Origin of the sequence: Hoeflea sp. AS16, assembly GCF_038900095.1 — a bacterium.
Classification (GTDB): Bacteria; Pseudomonadota; Alphaproteobacteria; order Rhizobiales; family Rhizobiaceae; genus Hoeflea.
Window position 1 is genome coordinate 309,493 of the sequence record NZ_JBBMQQ010000004.1, and the last position, 15,617, is coordinate 325,109.

Annotated in this window: 17 protein-coding genes; 11 read left to right on the forward strand and 6 right to left on the reverse strand. The window is 60.8% G+C overall.

Going from position 1 to position 15,617, the window contains the following annotated elements; genetic code table 11:
* Positions 1 to 86: 86 nt before the first annotated feature.
* Together rpsR and rpsF are read right to left on the reverse strand one after the other, a co-directional pair.
* Entirely contained in the window at positions 87 to 335 is a 249-nt protein-coding gene (rpsR, locus tag WNY80_RS12915; RefSeq protein WP_342887789.1) for a 30S ribosomal protein S18, read from the reverse strand.
* Between the two features lie 12 nt (positions 336 to 347).
* Entirely contained in the window at positions 348 to 767 is a 420-nt protein-coding gene (gene rpsF, locus WNY80_RS12920) for a 30S ribosomal protein S6 (protein ID WP_342887790.1), read from the reverse strand.
* Between the two features lie 729 nt (positions 768 to 1,496).
* On the opposite strand from rpsF, the gene WNY80_RS12925 reads away from it, so the two are divergent.
* The 3 genes from WNY80_RS12925 (at position 1,497) to WNY80_RS12935 (ending at position 4,847) form a co-directional block, all read left to right on the forward strand.
* Complete coding sequence (locus WNY80_RS12925) at positions 1,497 to 1,985, forward strand: molybdopterin-dependent oxidoreductase (protein ID WP_342887791.1); 489 nt, start codon at positions 1,497 to 1,499, stop codon at positions 1,983 to 1,985.
* Positions 1,986 to 2,011: 26 nt separating this feature from the next.
* Positions 2,012 to 3,994 carry an EAL domain-containing protein gene (locus WNY80_RS12930; protein WP_342887792.1) on the forward strand — a complete coding sequence of 661 codons (1,983 nt, stop codon included), beginning with the start codon at positions 2,012 to 2,014 and terminating at the stop codon, positions 3,992 to 3,994.
* A gap of 166 nt (positions 3,995 to 4,160) precedes the next feature.
* Positions 4,161 to 4,847, forward strand: a complete 687-nt coding sequence (locus WNY80_RS12935; protein ID WP_342887793.1) for a cupin domain-containing protein — start codon at positions 4,161 to 4,163, stop codon at positions 4,845 to 4,847.
* A gap of 32 nt (positions 4,848 to 4,879) precedes the next feature.
* On the opposite strand, the gene WNY80_RS12940 is transcribed toward WNY80_RS12935, so the two are convergent.
* Positions 4,880 to 5,953, reverse strand: coding sequence for an alpha/beta hydrolase (locus WNY80_RS12940; RefSeq protein ID WP_342887794.1), 1,074 nt, complete (start codon positions 5,951 to 5,953; stop codon positions 4,880 to 4,882).
* A gap of 140 nt (positions 5,954 to 6,093) precedes the next feature.
* Between WNY80_RS12940 and WNY80_RS12945 the strand changes: the two genes are divergently transcribed.
* Together WNY80_RS12945 and WNY80_RS12950 are read left to right on the forward strand one after the other, a co-directional pair.
* Positions 6,094 to 6,543: a helix-turn-helix transcriptional regulator gene (locus tag WNY80_RS12945; protein ID WP_342887795.1), complete on the forward strand. Its 450-nt coding sequence runs from the start codon at positions 6,094 to 6,096 to the stop codon at positions 6,541 to 6,543.
* Between the two features lie 116 nt (positions 6,544 to 6,659).
* A complete protein-coding gene (locus WNY80_RS12950; protein ID WP_342887796.1) occupies positions 6,660 to 7,013 on the forward strand; it encodes a hypothetical protein in 354 nt (117 codons plus the stop codon).
* A gap of 81 nt (positions 7,014 to 7,094) precedes the next feature.
* Here WNY80_RS12950 and WNY80_RS12955 read toward each other — a convergent pair whose 3' ends face one another.
* The 3 genes from WNY80_RS12955 to WNY80_RS12965 all read right to left on the reverse strand — a co-directional run bounded on the left by WNY80_RS12955 (position 7,095) and on the right by WNY80_RS12965 (position 9,667).
* Positions 7,095 to 8,138: an aldo/keto reductase gene (locus WNY80_RS12955; RefSeq protein WP_342887797.1), complete on the reverse strand. Its 1,044-nt coding sequence runs from the start codon at positions 8,136 to 8,138 to the stop codon at positions 7,095 to 7,097.
* Positions 8,139 to 8,243: 105 nt separating this feature from the next.
* Complete coding sequence (locus tag WNY80_RS12960) at positions 8,244 to 9,170, reverse strand: calcium/sodium antiporter (RefSeq protein WP_342887798.1); 927 nt, start codon at positions 9,168 to 9,170, stop codon at positions 8,244 to 8,246.
* Between the two features lie 116 nt (positions 9,171 to 9,286).
* A complete protein-coding gene (locus WNY80_RS12965; protein ID WP_342887799.1) occupies positions 9,287 to 9,667 on the reverse strand; it encodes a hypothetical protein in 381 nt (126 codons plus the stop codon).
* A gap of 140 nt (positions 9,668 to 9,807) precedes the next feature.
* On the opposite strand from WNY80_RS12965, the gene WNY80_RS12970 reads away from it, so the two are divergent.
* The 6 genes from WNY80_RS12970 to mltG all read left to right on the forward strand — a co-directional run bounded on the left by WNY80_RS12970 (position 9,808) and on the right by mltG (position 15,596).
* Entirely contained in the window at positions 9,808 to 10,431 is a 624-nt protein-coding gene (locus WNY80_RS12970) for a MarC family protein (RefSeq protein WP_342887800.1), read from the forward strand.
* 197 nt (positions 10,432 to 10,628) lie between these two features.
* Positions 10,629 to 11,573, forward strand: coding sequence for an ACP S-malonyltransferase (gene fabD / locus WNY80_RS12975; protein ID WP_342887801.1), 945 nt, complete (start codon positions 10,629 to 10,631; stop codon positions 11,571 to 11,573).
* 86 nt (positions 11,574 to 11,659) lie between these two features.
* Positions 11,660 to 12,397, forward strand: a complete 738-nt coding sequence (gene fabG, locus WNY80_RS12980; protein ID WP_342887802.1) for a 3-oxoacyl-[acyl-carrier-protein] reductase — start codon at positions 11,660 to 11,662, stop codon at positions 12,395 to 12,397.
* Positions 12,398 to 12,681: 284 nt separating this feature from the next.
* Positions 12,682 to 12,918, forward strand: a complete 237-nt coding sequence (locus tag WNY80_RS12985) for an acyl carrier protein (protein WP_269385776.1) — start codon at positions 12,682 to 12,684, stop codon at positions 12,916 to 12,918.
* Positions 12,919 to 13,017: 99 nt separating this feature from the next.
* On the forward strand, positions 13,018 to 14,283 hold the full coding sequence (fabF, locus tag WNY80_RS12990) for a beta-ketoacyl-ACP synthase II (protein ID WP_342887803.1): 1,266 nt from the start codon (positions 13,018 to 13,020) through the stop codon (positions 14,281 to 14,283).
* A gap of 143 nt (positions 14,284 to 14,426) precedes the next feature.
* Positions 14,427 to 15,596 carry an endolytic transglycosylase MltG gene (mltG, locus tag WNY80_RS12995; RefSeq protein WP_342887998.1) on the forward strand — a complete coding sequence of 390 codons (1,170 nt, stop codon included), beginning with the start codon at positions 14,427 to 14,429 and terminating at the stop codon, positions 15,594 to 15,596.
* Positions 15,597 to 15,617 lie beyond the last annotated feature (21 nt).

Genomic DNA, 15,617 nt, shown 5'->3' on the forward strand with positions numbered 1-15,617 from the left:
AACCCGGGATTTTGGCGGCCCAGACCCCGCGCCCGTCGCGGGATGGGAAATGGACCCGGCGCCTGAACGCCGGATCCGGTAATATTCTACTTCAGCACGTAAGGCAGAAGGCCGAGGAAACGTGCACGCTTGATCGCCCGGGCGAGTTCGCGCTGCTTCTTCTGGCTCACAGCCGTGATGCGGGAAGGAACGATCTTGCCGCGCTCGGAAATGTAGCGCTGCAGCAGGCGGACGTCCTTGTAGTCGATCTTCGGCGCATTCGCACCCGAGAACGGGCAGGTCTTGCGGCGGCGATTGAACGGACGGCGCGTCGGGATCTGATTGATATCAACCATTGCTCTAATCTCCTATTCGCGGTCTTCGCGCGGACGGCGCGGGCCACGGTCGCCACGATCACCGCGGTCGCCACGGTCACGATCGCCGCCACGCGGACGGTCATCACGTTCACGCTTCTGAAGCATGGCCGACGGGCCTTCTTCATGGGCGTCAACAGAAACGGTCATGAAGCGAAGAATGTCTTCGTTGAAGCGCATCTGGCGCTCCATTTCCTTCACGGCGTCCGAAGGGGCATCAATGTCCATCAGCGCATAATGCGCCTTGCGGTTCTTGTTGATGCGGTAGGTGAGGGACTTGAGGCCCCAGTGTTCAATGCGCCCGACTTTGCCGCCATTAGCTTCGATCACACCCTTGTACTGTTCTACGAGGGCTTCGACCTGCTGGCTGGAGACATCCTGCCGGGCAAGGAATACATGTTCATAAAGAGCCATGATTGACTTGCCTTTCTTGCTTTAACATCACCCGGATCCGGCGCTAAGCCCCAGCGACTTGTCCTGGCGGCCATTTGGGCCGGGCAAGAAAGACGTGGTATCGAGACGGTCGTGAGCGGAGACACGGGAGGCCGGAGCGCTTGTGCCCCTAGGATCCTGAAGGATCGCACCCTCCGTTCAGCCACCAGCCAGATGACCGGGTGTTCGAACAAGCGCGCTTATACGCCGTTTTCGCTGCATTGCAAGAGCGAAGCATCCCGCAAACCCTGAAAGCCATTTCGTCGCCGGGATCTCTTGGAGGTAATTGCCGGAGGAGGATGGAGCCGGAAGGCCAAAACCTGCCTGCCTGAAACCCTGGCTTTGATAAGTCGGCCGACCGTCCCCTTGTCATGTGTTTTGCACCTGGAATGCCATTCGATATTGGTAAGGAATCGCCTGAACCGGGCTCTGTTTCCCGCCTGGCGGGCTTAGGCGCAACAGATGCGCCGGAAATGGTCTGGAAGGCGAACCAACGTGTAACCGCAAGGTCTGCAAGCTCTCCAACCGCAAAACCGGCCTTTGGGCGTGATCTGACCTGCCGGTTTGACCCCGATTTAGTACCGGTAAATTTTGATTTATCCGTTTAACGCCGGTTTCATCTGTCTGCTTATATTATGAAATACTAAATATGAATTGAGCGACAGACTGGCAATTCCTCCGGTTTGATCTCTGCAACGGAAGGAAAACCCCATGTCCTCAGTGTTGAAGACCCTGCTTGTCGGCATGACGCTGGTGTTTTGTGCAATCCCGGTTCAGGCCGCAGATTCCGGCAAGGTGGTGCTGACCGTCTCCGGTAAGGTGACCAATGGTGAAGCGGTGGACTTTACGCTTGAGGAACTGGAGGCGTTGGGCACCACCAGTATTACCACGAGCTCCACCTGGGAACCGGTAGCCGTCACCTATGAAGGCGTGTCGCTGGCTGCTTTGATGCAGGCCGTCGGCGCCGATGGCGAGACCGCAGCGATCATGGCGCTCAACAAGTACCGGACCGAAATCCCGGTTTCCGACTTCGTCGATCATGGCGTCATCCTTGCAAGCCGCAGGAATGGCGAACCCATGCCGATCAGCAAGAAGGGGCCCTTGTTCGTGATCTATCCCTTCGATGACAAGCCGGAACTCAACAACGAAATCTACCACGCCCGGTCTGCCTGGCAGGTCCGCAGCATCATCATCGAATAGATCAAGACGCAAAAGATCCGGCATCCATGCGGCTCCCCACCTCCACATTCAATCTGTTCGCCATCGCCAGCCTGATCGGGCTTGGCGCCATTGGCTGGATTCACATTGGTCTTGTGGCTTCGACGGAGGATTCCGCTTTTCGCTCGGCCCGTTACGATGTGACGTGGACCGGCTCGGCGGGCCGGATAGAAATTCTGGAGTTGCAGCTCCGGGTCGCCAAGTACCTGGAAAGTGGCAGTGCGGAAGATGCCGACCAGGTGTATCTCTACAGCCAGATCGTCGAGGGCCGGCTGGAGAACTGGAACACCGGTGTGTTTGGCGAGTACCTTGATGACTCGCCCGCGCGCCGGGCCATGTTTGACAGGGCCCACGCCGAGTTCCGCGATGCCAAAACAGCGTTTGCCAGGATCGACGACCCCGAGGTTCTGGCGCGTCTTCAAAAGAAGATAGATCTGATCGTCCCGATCCTCGATCGTATCGGCACCGACGCCCACACCCACACCGTAACGGTCAATGCCGCAATTCGCGATCAACTGATCGAGGAACAGCGTGTGCAGCAGTACCTGTCCTTCGGCCTGATTGGTGCCGGCGCGCTGCTGTTGATGGTGATGATGTACCAGAACAGATCGCTCGTACGCGCCCATCGCGCCGCCCGCGAATCTGCGGCAGGATTTTCCGACCTTGCCCATCATGATGGCCTGACCGGACTTCCCAACCGGCTTGCCTTCAAGGGAGAATTCGACGCCGCCATGGAGGCCACCGACCACGACAGCAACATGCTCGCGGTGTTCGCGATCGATCTCGACGGGTTCAAGGCGGTTAATGACTTGCTCGGCCATTCGGCTGGCGATGACCTGCTGATCGAGGTTTCTGCCCGGCTCAGGAAGCTGGTGGACAAGCTCGGTCACGGCAACATCGTTTCCCGCTTTGGCGGCGATGAATTTGTCGTGCTCTTGCAGGGCAAGGCCGCCGTTAGCCGGCACCGGGACATTGCCGCACGGATCCTGGCCGAACTGAGCCGGCCTTACCTGGTCCAGCGCAGTACCGTCGCCATCGGCGCCACCATCGGCCTGTCCCTGCTTGACCGCGCCGGGGATTCTGCCTCCAACCCGTTGCTCGATGCGGATCTGGCGCTCAGCAATGCCAAGGCGCAGGGCAAGGGCATCGTGGTGACCTTCGATCCTTCGATGCGCCAGGACTTCGAACGGCGTGGCCGCCTCGAAATCGATCTGAAAACCGCGCTCGGCAACGGCGAAATCTTCCCGTTCTATCAGCCGCAGGTCGATATCAGGACGGGCCAGGTGGTCGGGTTTGAGGCCTTGGCACGCTGGAACCATCCGGAGCTGGGCTGGATCGGGCCGAACGAATTCATCCCGATCGCCGAAACCTCGTCGCAGATTGTCGAACTGGGGCGCTGCATCCTGACAACCGCCTGCGCCCAAGCCAGGGAATTTCCCGATAAGATGCGCGTCTCGGTCAATCTTTCGGTCGGCCAGATGTTGCGCGACGATGTTATCGGGATGGTTTCCGGTGTGCTCGCAAGCACAGGGTTTCCTGCGCACCGGCTGACGCTTGAAGTGACCGAATCGGTGATGATGTCCGAGCCTGAATTGGCCGCCCGGACTCTCAACGAGCTGAAAAGTCTCGGCATATCGATTGCGCTCGACGATTTTGGAACCGGCTATTCGGCGCTGTCCTATCTCAGACAGTTCGATTGGGACGAGTTGAAGATCGACAAGAGCTTCGTTGACGATCTCGGAGATGATCCGCGCGCACTGTCGATCGTCGAATCCGTGGTCGATCTGGCCACCGAGTTGGGCATGAAGGTTGTTGCCGAGGGCGTCGAGAGCTCCGATCAGGACGAGATCCTGCGCAACAGCGGCTGTCACATCGCCCAGGGCTACCTGTACGGACGTCCGCAACCGATTGAAGACGTTCATCTTCTGCTGCTCAAATTGCTGGCTGCAGAAGAACCCGACAGCGACGAGTCAGCCAAGGCGATTGGTTGAAGCCGGTCAAATTGCCGTTTTGGTGATTGATCCCGATGGCTTAGGCACCGGTTGATCGGCCGGAGGAAAACCGCCACGCGCGACGCGGCCGCCCGCAATTGACAGTCCTGTGCGGGCGCGCCATCTGTTGGTCCACGCATGTCGATTGATCGATGAGGAATTTCCAATGACAACGCCAACAGCAATCCGGACCGACTTTTCAAGGATTGAACTGGTCGACACCCAGGCCATCGACTGGATTGCATCTCCCTCCGGCGGCGTTGACCGCAAGCCGCTCGACCGGATTGGCGGCGAGGTTGCGCGGGCGACGAGCCTGGTTCGCTATGCTCAGGGCTCGGATTTTCCCAGCCACACGCACTCCGGTGGCGAGGAATTCCTCGTTGTCGAGGGTGTCTTCTCCGACCAGCACGGCGATTACGGCCCCGGCACCTATGTTCGCAATCCGGTGGGCACCAGTCACGCGCCGGGCAGCCGCGACGGCTGCGTTATTCTGGTCAAGCTCTGGCAATTTCAGGACGGCGATACCGCGCCGGTGGTGGTCGACACGGCAAATGCGGACTGGCAGGCAATCGGGCAGGGTATGGAGCGGCTGCAGTTGCACCGGTTCAAGTCCGAGAAGGTCTCCATGCTGCGTTTCACCAACGGTGGCAGCATTGGCTTGCCGGAAGAGATTGGCGGCGTCGAGATCTATGTCCTTGACGGCAAGCTCCAGTTCGAGCGGCAAATGCTGCCCGAGGGCGGCTGGGCTCGGTTCCCGGCAGGGATGGCGGTGACGTTGTCGGCGCCGGAGGCTGCAACCATCTACATCAAGACCGGCCACCTCGAAGACCCGGTAACCGGCCCCGCTGTTTGAGGCCTCCTGTGCACTGTCATCATGGAGCGGCGTCAGGCTGTTCCAGGCCGCCAGTGGCGATTGATGAAGGCATTGACTTCGCGGAACGACTGCGCCGCCGCTTCTGACGACAGCCGCTCCAGGTGATGCCGTGGAGAATCCCAATAGTTGATCCTGACGTCGCATCCGTGCTTCTGACCGTTTTCAGCCATGCGGATTGCGTCGTCAAAATGCAGATCGTTCTCGCTGGTATGGATCAGGATCGGTGGCCAGCCGGTCTGGTCGGCAAAAATCGGCGAAGCCACAGGAGACGTGACCGGCTCGTCCTGCAGATAGAGCCGTGCGCAGAACGCCGCCGTTTCCATTCGAAACGGACTCTGTGAAGACATGCTGCGGGTGATGTAGGACCAGCCGCTCAGGCTGAGGTCGCACCAGGGCGCAAACAGGATCGTGCCGGCGGGCAGATCGGCGCCGTCCTTGCGCAGCATCTGAAGCGCGCCCAGCACAATCGAGGCGCCTGCAGTGTCTGCGGCAAGGAAGATGTTCTCCGGCCGGTGCCCGTCCTCCAGAAGCCCTAGGTAATGCGCGGCGAAATCCGCCGGTGCTGCCGGAAACGGGTGTTCGGGCGCCAGCCTGTGCGGCACCATCATGATCTCGCAATTGATTGCTTCGGCGAGCCGCTGGACCATGGTCTTCTGCTTGCGCGAAGGCGGCATGATGAAACCGCCGCCCGCAACATACAGCAGAATAGGCCGGTTTTTCGTCCGGTGTTTCTGCTCATCACCTGCATCGTTCGGTGATGTCTGCGGCTGGTGCGGACCAAGGCCCAGTCCGCTTGGCACGAAACTCGGCAGTGTCTCCATCGCACCGCTTGCATAGGCGCCCCGCATCCAGGCGACGTGGCTTTCGGCGGCGGCAAGGCTGCCGGTCTTGTTGAGCGCGGTCTTCAGCCGGAAGATCAGGGTCCGTTCGATGAACCGGTTTTCCAGTCGGGCCAGCAGACGGTCGATCCGGTCGCGGACCCACCCGGCTTTGGCCGAGTAGCGGCGTGCCAGATCCGCGGCTTCCAGGACGGCAAGTCTTTGGTCCGTATAGGTGTGCAGAAAGCCGGATTTGGCGGCTGTCATGGTTTGTGCCATCCTCTTGCCTTGGCGCTGACCGGCAGGATACCCCCCGTTGGAGCCAATGCGCAATGATCAGCCGTTTTGCCGGGCTTTTGATCGCGCACCGCCGGGATTTGAACCTGCAACAGGGCAGGGGCAGGATGATGACAAAACGATCCGACAAAGACCCGAACGAGCCGGACGGCAGGCCGGCAGTCGATCGCGAGCTTGCCGATCGGACACGCATCGACCTGCCGCAGCAGGTTGTCGACAGCGGTCTGTTCGACCTTGATCAGGACCCCGCGCAGCTTGCCCGGGTGCGCGAGATCGTTTCCCATCTTCCCGACAGGACCGTTGTTGATGTCGCCAACCGCTTGCGCACAGCCGGCCGCGCGCAGCAGACAGATATCAAGGCGTTTACGGACCGCCACGGCATAACGCCGGCGGAACAGCGGCTGCTGGCAAGCCTGGCCGCCGGTCTGAGCGTGGTCGATCATGCGCGGGGACAGGGCGTATCGGTCAATACGGCGCGGACCCACATGCGCCGGCTGCTCGAAAAGACCGGCAGCCGCGGTCAGCTGGATCTTCTGCGCAAATTTCACCAGCCCGGGTGACCGTTTGATCGCTGCATCCGCCACGGCTGGGCGTCGGCGGATCATCACATCTGATGATTACTCGCTGGCGCCGGTGGACCAGTATTTCGGTCCACAACAACAGAGGCGGTGACGCGATGATCAGAATAGTCGGTTTGGTTTGCCTGATTGCAGGAATGACCCAGGGATGTGCGAAGGACGGCCAGTGGAGTGAATTCAGGGGCGCGCACCAAAAAGAGCTGCAGCCGATCACCTTGAATGGAAAAACCTACAGGATTTTCGAGCTGTCACGCAGCTCGAAGGAAGGTGTGGCGGTGAAAGACGATCCGGATGCCATGATCGTCGTCTATGCCGATGTAGGCAAGGGCAAAAGAGTAGATTGCGGCCGCACCGTCAGGGGGTGCAAAAAGGCGATCCGGAAATTCCAGGGAATCCGGGAGGTGAGCAAGAAGTCTTACAAAGACAAAAAGGAAGTGCTCGACGGGATGTAGTCCCGCCAGATCGGCAGCGGGACCGGGACAGGCTTTAAAATGACGGGACTGCAACCTGGCAGTCCCGCACTGCATTTGTGTTCAGATCGGCAGCGGATGTGCCCGCCGGGCTGCGGCGATGTCGTCGAGAACAGCATCGGACAATGTCACGTCTTTCGATCCGATCGCTGTCTTGAGCTGGTCCATCGTTGTCGCGCCGATGATGGTCGAGGTCATGAACGGACGCGTCATGCAGAAGGCGATGGCCATTTGCGACGGGTCGAGCCCGTGCTTGCCGGCAACATCGAGATAGGCCTGGGCTGCGGCTTCCGCTTCCGGCCCCCAGCGCCCGCCGAGATTTTCCACCTTGGTACGGCGGGAGCCTTCCGGTATCTTGCCGCCTTGGTATTTGCCTGTGAGAATCCCGGCTGCCAGCGGTGAAAACGCCAGCAATCCGACATCCTCGTGATGCGCCACTTCGGCGAGGTCGGTATCGAACATCCGGCAGATCAGATTGTACTCGTTCTGGATCGAGGCGACGCGCGGCAAACCATGCTCTTCGGCCAGCCGGACGAACTGCATCGTGCCCCAGGCGCTTTCGTTGGAAAGGCCGACAGCACGGATCTTGCCGGCCTTGACCGCGTCGCCCAGGCCCTCGAGTGTCTCGTGAATGTCGTCGACCGTAGTCGTCTTGTCCTGCGTGCTGGCATCAAACGCCCAGTGCTTGCGGAAATGGTAGGAGCCACGGTTGGGCCAGTGCAGCTGGTAGAGGTCGATATGATCAACGCCGAGCCGCTTCAAATTGCCATCGACGGCCTGCATCACCGAGGCCCGGGTGAAGCCCTGACCATCGCGGATCCATTTGACCCCGTCGCCGCCCATCTTGGTGGCGAGGATGACGTCATCGCGCTTGCCAGACGCGCGGAACCAGCTTCCGATATACTCCTCGGTGCGGCCTTGCGTTTCGGCCCGTGTCGGCTGGGTCGGGTACATTTCGGCGGTATCGAAGAAATTGATCCCCTGGGTCAGCGCGTAATCCATCTGTTCATGGGCGTCTGCCTCGGTGTTCTGTTCGCCCCAGGTCATGGTGCCGAGACAGATTTCGCTGACCATCATCTCCGTGCGGCCGAGCCGGTTCATTTTCATGCGTCGTATCCCTTGGCTGGTAAGTTGCGCGCACAATACCGGCGGGATTCCGGTGCGCAACCCGGCTTGTCGCCAAACAGCCGGCTTGCTGTCGCTTTGACCTTATCAGAACAGCCAGGCCACATAGCCCGTATAGATCGCGAGCATCGCAATGCCGGCGCCCCGGCCGATCCGCCCGGCGGTCAGGATCAAGCCAATCAGGGCGATGGATACAGCCAGCATGAAAGGAATGTCGAAAGCCGCCATCGACGGTTCAACCGGGACAGGCGTCACCACGGCTGTGATGCCGAGAATGCCCAGGATGTTGAAAATGTTGGAGCCGACAACATTGCCGAGCGCTATTTCGGCATGGCGGCGGAAAGCCGCAACCACCGAGGTTGCAAGTTCGGGCAGGCTGGTGCCCACGGCGACAATTGTCAGTCCGATCACCGCCTCGGAAATGCCGAACTCACGCGCAATCGCCGTGGCCGCATCGATCAGCAGGTTGGCGCCCAGGAACAGCCCGGCCAGCCCGCCGGCCATGAAGACGGCTTCCTTCCAGCCCGCAAGCTTGACCACCAGTTCTTCTTCCTCGGCTGTCATGCGGTGGCGGTCGGTGTGGGTGACGCGAGCAAGGAACGCCGCCAGCAGGATGAACATGACCAGGCCAAGCCAGAAATTGACAACACCCCAGTAGCCAAGGCCCAGCATGATGATGGCTGCCAGCAGCATCATCATCATGTCGCGCTTGAGATTGGGGATCTGTGCCGCGATCGGCGAGATCACGGCGGCGGTGCCCAGGATAAGCAGGATATTGGCAATGTTGGAGCCGACCACGTTGCCCACGGCAATCGCCGGTGAGCCGTCGAGTGCTGCCTGCAGCGACACCAGCAGTTCGGGCATCGAGGTGCCGAAGCCCACCACGGTCAGCCCGATGAGCAGCGGCGGCATGCCCATCCGGTTGGCAAAGGAGATCGCCCCGCGCACCAGGTAGTCGGCCCCCAGGGTCAGCAGCGCAAGTCCGGCGGCAAGTGAGGCGAGACTCCATAGCATCAGGCTTTTCCTTCGTTTGGCGCCCTGCGTGAAAACGCACAGCTACGGCGCGCGGGAACGAACCTTCCGGCGCGGGGCTGTACCAGCAAGCACAATGACAGATTGGCGAAGCCAGGTCAGTCGGCGTTTTCGGGGTTCATCTCGGCCGATATGGCGAGCTTTGCCGTCATCCATGTCGCCCACAGCGCAATTGGCGCAATCAGGGCGATCATGATCAGGTCTCCAAGCGCAGCCAGGTCAAAGAACCCGTCAACGGCCCATATCGTCGACAGGGCAGCGAGCCAGATTTCCGAACCGATCAGCACAATGGCGCCGATGGCGGTGAGGAATGCGATGAATTTGGTCTTGGGGGCAGGCATGGCGATGCTCTCGGTGGAAGTGGCCGATGCAGGGTGTGGCGCAGTGTGCGACATCATTGTTTGTCCGAAAAAGGCGCTGCTGGATTCGAGCGCAACGGCGATGATGTGACGGCGCGCGATGGCAAATTCAAGATGCATGCGTTCATGGGTGAGAAATATTTTCGCCGTAGGATCAGAGATCCGGTGACAGGCGGGGGAGATGACCTGCCGGTCACTATCTGACGCCTATGTCCTTGCAAAATGCAGCGCGCGGGCGAGGAAACAATGAAAGTAGGGCGATGATAGGGATTTTCGAGCAATTTGTAACGCTGTGGGTGGTTATCGATCCTATCGGTACGATCCCTGTTTTCGTGGCAATTACCGCCAGCATGTCGTCTTCCGAACGCGTGAAGACCGCAATCCGGGCCGCCTTGATCGCGGCCTGCGTGCTGCTGTTTTTCCTGGTCGCCGGGCAGTTCCTGCTCGAGGCGCTCGATATCAGCCTTCCGGCCTTCCAGATCGCGGGCGGCCTGATCCTGTTCCTGTTCGCCCTGACCATGATTTTCGACACTTCCAAGCCTGAAGCCGAGACCGAAGAGGCGAAGAAGCTGGCGGACGCGCATACCGTTGCGGTGTTTCCGCTGGCGGTGCCGTCGCTGGCGTCACCCGGCGCCATGCTCGCCATTGTCCTGCTCACCGACAACAACCGCTTCAGCGTCCAGGAACAGATCGTCACCGGCACCGTCATGGTGTGCGTTGTTGCGGTCGCGCTGGCATGCATGTTGTTGGCCTCGCCGATCCTGCGCGTGATCGGCAATGGCGGCGCGGCGATTGTCAGCCGGGTTATGGGCATGGTGCTTGCAGCGGTTGCCGTCGATGCCGTGATCAACGGGGTAACCGACCTGATCAGAGCCGGAGCCTGATCCGCGTTGCGGGTTCGGATGGCAGTGTTTGAACCTCGTCTGAACACACCAACTCGAGGCATTTCGCGGCGGTTTTGGCCGGATCGGGCCATGCTGGCCAGCCGGTAGCCTGAATTCGCGACAGGGCGTAAACTTGACACCGGCGTTGCGAATGTGAATTGAAGCGCCAACAGGACACCAATGATCGGAGCCGCAACATGGCCATAGCATTCACTTTTCCGGGGCAGGGCAGTCAGGCCGTTGGCATGGGCAAGGATCTTGCCGCAGCCTATCCTGAAGCAAGGGCCGTCTTTGACGAGGTCGATGCGGCGCTTGGCGAAAAGCTCTCGGCGGTGATTTTTGAAGGCCCCGAAGACACGCTGACCCTGACCGCCAACGCCCAGCCGGCGCTGATGGCGGTCTCCATGGCGCTGATCCGGGTGCTTGAGGCGCGCGGTCTCGACCTTGCAAAGACCGCAAGCTATGTCGCCGGCCATTCGCTCGGCGAATATTCGGCATTGTGTGCGGCAGGAATGTTCTCGATATCCGACACGGCGCGTCTGCTGCGCATTCGCGGCAATGCCATGCAGGCTGCGGTTCCTGCAGGCGAGGGGGCAATGGCTGCCATCATCGGACTGGAAAACGACGATGTCGAGGCTGCCTGCGCCGAAGCCCGTGCGCTCGGCGCAGTCCAGATCGCCAATGACAATGGCGGCGGCCAGCTGGTGATTTCCGGCCTCAAGCCTGCGGTCGAGGCGGCTGCTGCTGCTGCGACCGAAAGGGGCGCCAAGCGCGCGCTGATGCTGCCTGTCTCCGCGCCCTTCCATTCAAGCCTGATGCAGCCCGCCGCCGACGCCATGCGCGAGGCCTTGGCCGGCGTGACCAAATCCGCCCCGGTGGTGCCTGTCATCGCCAATGTTCGTGCCGCGCCGGTCTCCGATCCCGACGAGATCGCCGAATTGCTGGTCGAGCAGGTCACCGGCCAGGTCCGCTGGCGCGAGACGGTTGCCTGGTTCGCCGCAAACGGTGTCGACACGCTGGCTGAAATTGGCGCAGGCAAGGTCCTGACCGGGCTCGCCCGCCGCATTGACCGGTCGCTGACGGGGCTTAATGTGTCCGGGCCCGACGATATCGATCCGTTTCTGGCCGCAATCAGCGCCTAATCCGGTCCGGCTGCCAAATCTGGCCACCAAATCATGACGGCCTGGTTTCAGGCTCAAACTGAAGAAGACTCCCGAAAGGACTTTCCATGTTCGATCTGACAGGCCGCAAGGCACTCGTGACCGGTGCATCCGGTGGAATCGGCGAAGCCATCGCCCGCCAGCTTCACAGCCAGGGCGCAACCGTTGGTCTTCACGGCACCCGCGTCGAACGGCTTGATGCGCTGGCCGCCGATCTTGGCGACCGGGTCATGACGTTTCCCGCCGACCTTTCCGACCGCGACGCCGTCTCGGCGCTGGGCAAGGCAGCGGAAGAGCGGCTCGAAGGGGTGGATATCCTGGTCAACAATGCCGGAATCACCAAGGACGGGCTGTTCGTGCGCATGAGCGACGATGCCTGGGATCAGGTTCTCGAAGTCAATCTGACCGCCGTGTTTCGCCTGACCCGCGAACTGGCCCATCCGATGATGAAGCGCCGCAACGGCCGCATCATCAACATCACTTCGGTCGTTGGCGTTGCCGGCAATCCGGGGCAGGCCAATTACTGCGCCGCCAAGGCAGGCATGATCGGCTTTTCCAAGAGCCTGGCCCAGGAGATCGCGCCGCGCAACGTCACCGTCAATTGCGTCGCCCCCGGCTTCATCGAGAGCGCCATGACCGAAAAGCTCAATGACAAGCAGAAAGAGGCGATCATGGGCGCCATTCCGATGCGCCGCATGGGATCGGGCGCGGAAATCGCCTCTGCCGTCACCTGGCTGGCGTCCAACGAAGCCTCCTATGTGACAGGCCAGACCATCCACGTGAACGGCGGAATGCTGATGGTTTGATCCATCGCGGCGCGGGGCCTGGCACCGCCGCCGGGTTCACCATGCTGGCGGGAATCACGGTTGAAGCACATTTTCCGGCTTTGCCCGATTGCCAAACCATGGTACTTCGCCCCCGCTGCAAGCGCGGTGCGTGCGTGCTTTTGAGGCTGAAAATGCTGAAATCCACAGCTTCGGCTTTGACGGACCCGCGCATAGCGCATAAAAACACGCAACGAGCTTGATTACCCATGCTTGCGCAGGTAACGAGGCGCAACAACAATGTGAAACAGGTCGAGGAATCCGACATGAGCGACATCGCAGACCGCGTAAAGAAAATTGTCATCGAACATCTGGGCGTTGACGCTGATAAAGTGAACGAAGGCGCAAGCTTCATTGACGATCTCGGTGCGGATTCGCTCGATACAGTCGAACTGGTGATGGCGTTCGAAGAAGAATTCGGCGTTGAAATCCCCGATGATGCTGCCGACACCATCCTGACCGTTGGTGATGCAGTCAAGTTCATCTCTTCGGCTCAGGCCTGATCGGACTTCAGTTGACCGGCGGATCTCAATCCGTCGTCCGGACCGGCGCAGCACCTGCGCCGGTTTATTTGCATTCTGACATGACTGGGACTTGAGAAGATGCGCAGAGTTGTCATTACCGGCACAGGTGTGGTTTCTCCGCTCGGTTGCGGTACCGAGATTACTTGGTCTCGCCTGATCGGTGGCCAGAACGGTGCCTCACGCGTCACCGCTTTCGACGTCAGCGACATAGCTGCCCAGATTGCCTGTTCGGTTCCCACTGATACGTCAGTGGAAGGAGCCTTCAATCCGGATGACTGGATGGAGCCCAAGGAACAGCGCAAGGTCGACAAATTCATCCTGTTTGGTGTCGCGGCTGCCGATATGGCGCTCAAGGACGCCGGCTGGAACCCTCAGACACGGGAAGATCAGATCGCCACGGGCGTGATGATGGGCTCGGGCGTTGGCGGGCTGGAAGGCATCGTCGAGGCTGGCTACACCTTGCGCGACAAGGGCCCGCGCCGGGTTTCGCCGTTCTTCATTCCCGGCCGCCTGATCAACCTGATTTCGGGCCAGATCTCGATCCGTCACGGATTGCGCGGCCCCAACCACGCTGTGGTGACGGCGTGCTCGACCGGTGCACACGCCATTGGCGATGCGGCCCGGCTGATCGCGCTAGGCGATGCCGACGTCATGGTCGCCGGTGGTGCGGAAGCCGCAATCTGCCGGATTGGCCTGGCTGGTTTTGCCGCCTGCAAGGCGCTGTCCACCGCCTACAACGATACCCCGGAAAAGGCCTCGCGCCCCTATGACCGCGACCGCGACGGTTTCGTCATGGGCGAGGGGGCTGCGACCGTGGTTCTCGAAGAACTCGATCACGCGCTGGCGCGCGGTGCCAACATCATCGCCGAAGTGGTTGGCTACGGCCTGTCGGGCGACGCCTATCACATCACCGCGCCGTCCGAAGACGGTGATGGCGCCTACCGCTGCATGCAAATGGCGCTCAAGCGCGCCGGCATCACGCCCGCCGAAATCGACTACATCAACGCCCATGGCACTTCCACCATGGCCGACACCATCGAACTGGGCGCCGTCGAGCGTCTGGTCGGAGATGCGGCCTCGGGGATTTCGATGTCATCGACCAAGTCGTCGATCGGTCATCTGCTTGGCGCGGCCGGTGCGATGGAAGCCGTCTTTTCGGCGCTCGCCATCCGCGACAATGTCGCTCCGCCTACGCTCAACCTGGACAATCCCGAAGTCGAGACAAAGATCGACCTCGTTCCCAAGGTGGCGCGCAAACGGCGTGTCGATGTGGCCGTGTCCAATTCCTTCGGTTTTGGCGGCACCAACGCGTCGCTTGTCCTGAAGCGTTATCAGAGCCAATGACATCTCGGCCGGATTGAGAAGCCAACTTCTCGATCCGGCATTTCGCCACATTGAGCGGCAAGAACAATGCATCGGGCTCTGACCCTGTTACAATTCCTGCGGAGATTGACCTCGTGAACGACCGCAATAATCAAGGCAAGGGCATTTTTGGCCGCGCTGGCGACAATGGCAATGCACCGTCCGGGCCGATCGTACCGGTCTCGCCATCGCAGGCATTGAAGCCGGAGAAGGCGCCGCCCCCGCCAAAGCGGTCGCGCCGCGCCCGCAACCAGGTTGTGGTGTTCCTCAACTTCATTCTCTCGCTGATCATTTTCGTGGCCATCGTCGGGATCGGAATCTTCTGGTACGGCAAGACCGAGTTTGAAGGCCGCGGACCGCTCGACCAGACCACGGACTTCATGGTGCGCGAAGGCGCCGGCCTCAACCAGATTGCCGCCGGGCTGGAACGTCAGGGCATCATTACCAATCAGCGCATTTTCTCGATCGGCGCCAAGGGCGTGCTCGGCGATGACACGCTCAAGGCCGGCGAGTACGAGATCAAGGCAGGGTCCTCTATGCTCGAAATCGTCGAGCTGATGCAGTCGGGCAAATCCATCCTGCATTCCTTCACCGTGCCCGAAGGCCAGACCGTACAGCAGGTGTTCGACCGGTTGCGCGCCGACGAGATGCTGCAGGGAGACCTGCCTGCGGAAATGCCGCCCGAAGGCGCTCTTCTGCCCGAGACCTACAAATTCTCCCGTGGCACCACCCGCGCGGAAATCCTCGAGCAGATGGCAAAGGCGCAGACGCGGGCGCTGGAACAGATCTGGGCCCGCCGGGCGCCGGACCTGCCGCTAGAAACGCCGGAAGACCTGGTCATTCTCGCCTCCATCGTCGAGAAGGAAACCGCGCGCGCCGACGAGCGTCCGCGTGTCGCCGGTGTCTTCATCAACCGGCTCAGGAAGGGCATGCGGCTGCAGTCGGACCCGACGATCATCTATGGCTTGTTCGGCGGCGCCGGCAAACCGTCGGATCGTCCCATCTACAAGTCCGATATCGACAAGCCGACCGATTACAACACCTATCTGATCGACGGCTTGCCGCCGACGCCGATTGCCAATCCGGGGCGTGAGGCGATGGAGGCCGTTGCCAATCCGTCGCGCACCAACGATCTCTACTTCGTTGCCGACGGCACCGGCGGGCATGCATTTGCCGAAACGCTGAGCGAGCACAATTCCAATGTTGCACGCTGGCGCAGGTTCGAGGCCGAACGCGAAAAGGCTTTGGCTGCGGAAAAGGCGGCGGAAGACGAGGCGAAAACGCAGGACGATTGAGTGCCACAGCCTCAACGGGCT

What these genes read in the sequence shown, in the direction of transcription:
- WNY80_RS12925 (WP_342887791.1), top strand. Translation starts at nt 1,497, where the DNA reads ATGTCCTCAGTGTTGAAGACCCTGCTTGTCGGCATGACGCTGGTGTTT.
- WNY80_RS12945 (WP_342887795.1), top strand. Translation starts at nt 6,094, where the DNA reads ATGACAAAACGATCCGACAAAGACCCGAACGAGCCGGACGGCAGGCCG.
- WNY80_RS12985 (WP_269385776.1), top strand. Translation starts at nt 12,682, where the DNA reads ATGAGCGACATCGCAGACCGCGTAAAGAAAATTGTCATCGAACATCTG.
- WNY80_RS12965 (WP_342887799.1), bottom strand. Translation starts at nt 9,667, where the DNA reads ATGCATCTTGAATTTGCCATCGCGCGCCGTCACATCATCGCCGTTGCG.
- WNY80_RS12935 (WP_342887793.1), top strand. Translation starts at nt 4,161, where the DNA reads ATGACAACGCCAACAGCAATCCGGACCGACTTTTCAAGGATTGAACTG.
- fabF (WP_342887803.1), top strand. Translation starts at nt 13,018, where the DNA reads ATGCGCAGAGTTGTCATTACCGGCACAGGTGTGGTTTCTCCGCTCGGT.
- WNY80_RS12930 (WP_342887792.1), top strand. Translation starts at nt 2,012, where the DNA reads ATGCGGCTCCCCACCTCCACATTCAATCTGTTCGCCATCGCCAGCCTG.
- rpsR (WP_342887789.1), bottom strand. Translation starts at nt 335, where the DNA reads ATGGTTGATATCAATCAGATCCCGACGCGCCGTCCGTTCAATCGCCGC.
- WNY80_RS12970 (WP_342887800.1), top strand. Translation starts at nt 9,808, where the DNA reads ATGATAGGGATTTTCGAGCAATTTGTAACGCTGTGGGTGGTTATCGAT.
- WNY80_RS12960 (WP_342887798.1), bottom strand. Translation starts at nt 9,170, where the DNA reads ATGCTATGGAGTCTCGCCTCACTTGCCGCCGGACTTGCGCTGCTGACC.
- rpsF (WP_342887790.1), bottom strand. Translation starts at nt 767, where the DNA reads ATGGCTCTTTATGAACATGTATTCCTTGCCCGGCAGGATGTCTCCAGC.
- WNY80_RS12955 (WP_342887797.1), bottom strand. Translation starts at nt 8,138, where the DNA reads ATGAAAATGAACCGGCTCGGCCGCACGGAGATGATGGTCAGCGAAATC.
- fabD (WP_342887801.1), top strand. Translation starts at nt 10,629, where the DNA reads ATGGCCATAGCATTCACTTTTCCGGGGCAGGGCAGTCAGGCCGTTGGC.
- WNY80_RS12940 (WP_342887794.1), bottom strand. Translation starts at nt 5,953, where the DNA reads ATGACAGCCGCCAAATCCGGCTTTCTGCACACCTATACGGACCAAAGA.
- fabG (WP_342887802.1), top strand. Translation starts at nt 11,660, where the DNA reads ATGTTCGATCTGACAGGCCGCAAGGCACTCGTGACCGGTGCATCCGGT.
- WNY80_RS12950 (WP_342887796.1), top strand. Translation starts at nt 6,660, where the DNA reads ATGATCAGAATAGTCGGTTTGGTTTGCCTGATTGCAGGAATGACCCAG.